General features: G+C 46.5%; 2 tRNA genes and 3 rRNA genes. All 5 read right to left on the bottom strand.

The features are described 5' to 3' along the window. Positions 1 to 47: 47 nt before the first annotated feature. The 5 genes from rrf to CLV91_RS00005 all read right to left on the bottom strand — a co-directional run bounded on the left by rrf (position 48) and on the right by CLV91_RS00005 (position 5295). Positions 48 to 159: ribosomal RNA gene (rrf, locus tag CLV91_RS00025) — 5S ribosomal RNA — on the bottom strand. A 174-nt stretch (positions 160 to 333) separates the two neighbouring features. Continuing rightward, a 23S ribosomal RNA gene (locus CLV91_RS00020) occupies positions 334 to 3158 on the bottom strand. A gap of 187 nt (positions 3159 to 3345) precedes the next feature. Continuing rightward, positions 3346 to 3422, bottom strand: a tRNA-Ala gene (locus CLV91_RS00015). A 136-nt stretch (positions 3423 to 3558) separates the two neighbouring features. Continuing rightward, positions 3559 to 3632: transfer RNA gene (locus tag CLV91_RS00010), tRNA-Ile, on the bottom strand. A 136-nt stretch (positions 3633 to 3768) separates the two neighbouring features. After that, positions 3769 to 5295, bottom strand: a 16S ribosomal RNA gene (locus CLV91_RS00005). The 16S, 23S and 5S rRNA genes sit together here with 2 tRNA genes alongside, the layout of an rRNA operon. Between the last annotated feature and the right edge of the window lie 467 nt (positions 5296 to 5762).

The raw sequence follows: 5762 nt of genomic DNA, 5'->3' as shown, positions 1-5762 counted from the left end.
AAAATAGGGCATAAAAAAAGTCCGATACGTAATGTATCGGACTTTGAAGAAGGCGGCTTCCTACTCTCCCACTTGGTGTAGCAGTACCATCGGCGCAGATGGGCTTAACTTCCCTGTTCGGAATGGTAAGGGGTGAGCCCCATCGCCATGGCCACCTAAATTTTAAATATTTTAATACTTGGATTTTTGATGTTCAGTAAATGCTGAGCTTATCCGAAGTATGACATAAAAAAAGGGATAGTTTTAAAGAATCACGGATTTTTTTGTATTCGATACAATTTTAATAAAGTAAAGGTATTTCCTGCTCCTAAATCTAGGATTTAGGAGCAGCTATTGCGCAAGCTTGACGGGCAATTAGTACTACTCGGCTACGGACATTACTGCCCTTACACCTATAGCCTATCAACGTGGTAATCTTCCACGACCCTTTAAAGAAATTTCATCTTGTGGCTGGTTTCGCGCTTATATGCTTTCAGCGCTTATCCAATCCCGACATAGCTACCCAGCAATGCTCCTGGCGGAACAACTGGTGCACCAGCGGTCAGTCCAACTCGGTCCTCTCGTACTAGAGTCAGATCCACTCAAATTTCTAACGCCCACAGTAGATAGAGACCGAACTGTCTCACGACGTTCTGAACCCAGCTCGCGTGCCACTTTAATGGGCGAACAGCCCAACCCTTGGGACCTTCTCCAGCCCCAGGATGTGACGAGCCGACATCGAGGTGCCAAACCCCCCCGTCGATATGAGCTCTTGGGGGAGATCAGCCTGTTATCCCCGGCGTACCTTTTATCCTTTGAGCGATGGCCCTTCCATACGGAACCACCGGATCACTATGCTCTTGTTTCCAACCTGATCGACCTGTATGTCTCTCAGTCAAGCGCCCTTGTGCCATTGCACTCTACACACGATTACCAACCGTATTGAGGGCACCTTTAGAAGCCTCCGTTACTCTTTTGGAGGCGACCACCCCAGTCAAACTACCCACCACGCACTGTTCTCTCTACGAGAGTTAGGCTTCAGACAAGCAAAGGCTAGTATTTCAACAATGACTCCACAACACCTGGCGATGCCACTTCAAAGTCTCCTAGCTATCCTACACATTGCTTGACCGAAGTCAATACGAAGCTATAGTAAAGGTGCACGGGGTCTTTTCGTCCCACTGCGGGTAACCGGCATCTTCACCGATACTACAATTTCACCGAGCTCATGGCCGAGACAGTGTCCAGATCGTTGCACCATTCGTGCAGGTCGGAACTTACCCGACAAGGAATTTCGCTACCTTAGGACCGTTATAGTTACGGCCGCCGTTTACTGGGGCTTCAATTCAATGCTTCTCCGAAGATGACATCTCCTCTTAACCTTCCAGCACCGGGCAGGTGTCAGGCCCTATACTTCATCTTTCGATTTTGCAGAGCCCTGTGTTTTTGATAAACAGTCGCCTGGACCTCTTCACTGCGGCCCCCCATAAGGGGGCGACCCTTCTCCCGAAGTTACGGGTCTATTTTGCCTAGTTCCTTAGCCATGAATCTCTCGAGCGCCTTAGAATACTCATCCCAACCACCTGTGTCGGTTTACGGTACGGGCTGCTTCACTTGCTTTTCTTGGAAGTCGATATGCTGGATTATCACCTTGACCGTAGTCTCGGTGTACTATCGAGGTGTTACCACTCTCTTCAACGTACAATTCCGTCTGTACGCACCAACTTCTCGCCTCCGTCACTTTTAGCGTGAGCAGGTACAGAAATATTAATCTGTTGTCCATCCACTTCCCCCTTCGGGTCTGCGTTAGGTCCCGACTGACCCCCAGCTGATTAGCATAGCTGGGGAAACCTTGGTCTTTCGGCGTGTGGGTTTCTCGCCCACATTATCGTTACTTATGCCTACATTTTCGTTTGTAGCTCCTCCAGCATCCCTCGCAGGTACACCTTCAACGGCACTACAATGCTCCCCTACCCCTTACTTACGTAAAGCCATAGCTTCGGTGGTGTGCTTATGCCCGATCATTATCCATGCGGAATCGCTCGACCAGTGAGCTGTTACGCACTCTTTAAATGAATGGCTGCTTCCAAGCCAACATCCTGGCTGTCAATGCAATTCCACCGCGTTTTGTCAACTTAGCACACACTTGGGGACCTTAGCTGATGGTCCGGGTTCTTTCCCTCTCGGACATGGACCTTAGCACCCATGCCCTCACTGCGCAGAAACATTTTATAGCATTCGGAGTTTGTCAGGAATTGGTAGGCGGTGAAGCCCCCGCATCCAATCAGTAGCTCTACCTCTATAAAACTATCTACACGCTGCACCTAAATGCATTTCGGGGAGTACGAGCTATTTCCGAGCTTGATTGGCCTTTCACCCCTACCCACAGGTCATCCCAAGACTTTTCAACGTCAACGGGTTCGGTCCTCCACTATGTGTTACCACAGCTTCAACCTGCCCATGGGTAGATCGCACGGTTTCGCGTCTACTACTACTAACTATGGCGCCCTATTAAGACTCGCTTTCGCTACGGCTCCGTTCCTAAAGAACTTAACCTTGCTAGTAAAAGTAACTCGTAGGCTCATTATGCAAAAGGCACGCCGTCACCCTTACGGGCTCCGACCGCTTGTAAGCGTATGGTTTCAGGATCTTTTTCACTCCGTTATTCACGGTTCTTTTCACCTTTCCCTCACGGTACTGGTTCACTATCGGTCTCTCAGGAGTATTTAGTCTTGGCGGATGGTCCCGCCGGATTCATACAGGGTTTCACGTGCCCCGCACTACTCAGGATACCACTATCGACAATGATCTTTACTTATACGGGACTATCACCCTCTATGGTTACTCTTTCCAAAGTATTCTAATTCATTACACGTCAAATATCGTGGTCCTACAACCCCATTATTGCCGAAACAACAATGGTTTGGACTAATCCAATTTCGCTCGCCGCTACTATCGGAATCACTTTTGTTTTCTCCTCCTCCGGCTACTTAGATGTTTCAGTTCACCGGGTTTGCTTGCTTTCGCATGACATATCTTCAATATGCCGGGTTGCCCCATTCGGATATCTGCGGATCATATCGTGTGTGCCAATCCCCGCAGCTTTTCGCAGCTTATCACGTCCTTCATCGCCTCTGAGAGCCTAGGCATTCCCCATACGCCCTTTTCCAGCTTGTCGCTAGACCTTTATTCTATTATAATTCGTACTTCTTTACTAAAAAAAATTCGTGTTTCTTTTACGTATACATCTTATAAAAAATGTATACACTATCCCAATATGTCAATGAACGTTTCGCAATAAAACAATTATCAGTAAACAATTAACAATAAAATTGTTAATTGTAAATTGGTCATTGTTTATTGACCTGGTGGAGAATATCGGAGTCGAACCGATGACCTCCTGCGTGCAAGGCAGGCGCTCTAGCCAGCTGAGCTAATCCCCCATTTGTTTTAGTGATGAGTTCTTAGTTAAGAGTTATGAGTAATAACCCTTCTAACTCCCCAACTTCTAAAATTTCCTTCAATACTTTTTAATGAACGTTACCTTTATAAATTATTTCCAATCTACTTCGGTATTTGTAGTCCCAGGCAGACTCGAACTGCCGACCTCTACATTATCAGTGTAGCGCTCTAACCAGCTGAGCTATGGGACTGTCCCTAACACTCTTTGTTTATAAAAAACAACCAATGTTATTTACTTATATATCATAATTATAAAGACAACTAATAGAATTTTTATATTAAATCGATAAAACGGGACCAAAATAAATTTTAGTCATTGTTCTCTAGAAAGGAGGTGTTCCAGCCGCACCTTCCGGTACGGCTACCTTGTTACGACTTAGCCCTAGTTACCGATCTTGCCCTAGGCCGCTCCTTACGGTGACGGACTTCAGGCACTCCCGGCTTCCATGGCTTGACGGGCGGTGTGTACAAGGCCCGGGAACGTATTCACCGGATCATGGCTGATATCCGATTACTAGCGATTCCAGCTTCACGGGGTCGAGTTGCAGACCCCGATCCGAACTGTGATCGGTTTTATAGATTCGCTCTGTCTTGCAACATGGCTGCTCTCTGTACCGACCATTGTAGCACGTGTGTGGCCCAGGACGTAAGGGCCGTGATGATTTGACGTCATCCCCACCTTCCTCACGGTTTGCACCGGCAGTCCCGTTAGAGTCCCCATCTTAACATGCTGGCAACTAACGGCAGGGGTTGCGCTCGTTATAGGACTTAACCTGACACCTCACGGCACGAGCTGACGACAACCATGCAGCACCTTGTAAATTGCCCGAAGGAAAAACTATCTCTAGTCCTGTCAATCTACATTTAAGCCCTGGTAAGGTTCCTCGCGTATCATCGAATTAAACCACATGCTCCACCGCTTGTGCGGGCCCCCGTCAATTCCTTTGAGTTTCATTCTTGCGAACGTACTCCCCAGGTGGGATACTTATCACTTTCGCTTGGCCGCCCAAGACTCAAGGTCTCGGACAGCTAGTATCCATCGTTTACGGCGTGGACTACCAGGGTATCTAATCCTGTTCGCTCCCCACGCTTTCGTCCATCAGCGTCAGTATATAGTTAGTCACCTGCCTTCGCAATCGGTGTTCTATGTAATATCTATGCATTTCACCGCTACACTACATATTCCGGCAACTTCACTATAACTCAAGACCAACAGTATCAAAGGCAATTTTACAGTTGAGCTGCAAACTTTCACCCCTGACTTATTGACCCGCCTACGGACCCTTTAAACCCAATAATTCCGGATAACGCTCGGACCCTCCGTATTACCGCGGCTGCTGGCACGGAGTTAGCCGGTCCTTATTCTTACAGTACCGTCAGTAGAGTACACGTACTCTTTTTTCTTCCTGTATAAAAGCAGTTTACTACCCATAGGGCATTCTTCCTGCACGCGGCATGGCTGGATCAGAGTCTCCTCCATTGTCCAATATTCCTCACTGCTGCCTCCCGTAGGAGTCTGGTCCGTGTCTCAGTACCAGTGTGGGGGATCCCCCTCTCAGGGCCCCTACCCATCGTAGCCATGGTAAGCCGTTACCTTACCATCTAGCTAATGGGACGCATGGCCATCTTTTACCGACCGAAGTCTTTAATCATTTAATAATGCTAAAAAATGATACCATGAGGTATTAATCCAAGTTTCCCTGGGCTATCCCTCTGTAAAAGGTAGGTTCCATACGCGGTGCGCACCCGTGCGCCGGTCGTCAGCAGAAGCAAGCTCCTCTGTTACCCCTCGACTTGCATGTGTTAGGCCTGCCGCTAGCGTTCATCCTGAGCCAGGATCAAACTCTTCATCGTTGTTTTTTAAATATATTAAGTAACAACAACTAAATAAGCTCTCAATCCCGTCTCTCGATTTAAAATTCTTTATGTTAAAATGTCTTCGTTTCCTAACGACATTCTTACGCTGTCTTTACAATATTTCAATGAACTTTTATCCGCCAATTTAACTCGGCTTCTCGTCTGTTTGCTTAAGTTATTTCCCTAAGCGGCTGCAAATATATAACTGTTTTTTAAACTGACAAAATTAAATTTAAAAAAATATTTTTCTTTTTTTAACCTTATCTTAAAACAGCTTATCAATGAACGTACAACTCTTTACTCTTTCCCACTTATCAACCAATCTCTCAGCGATTGCGGGCTGCAAATGTACACCTCTTTTTCCTTTTCACAACTCTTTTTTAAACTTTATTTTAAATTTTTTTTAAACCAAAACCAACACCCCTTAAAACCAATCACTTACAACATCAAAAAAATTGAGAAAA

Origin of the sequence: Maribacter vaceletii (genome assembly GCF_003634105.1) — a bacterium.
GTDB classification, from domain to species: Bacteria; Bacteroidota; Bacteroidia; order Flavobacteriales; family Flavobacteriaceae; genus Maribacter_B; species Maribacter_B vaceletii.
The sequence above is the reverse complement of the archived record's forward strand: the minus strand, read 5'-3'. Positions and strand labels throughout refer to the sequence as shown.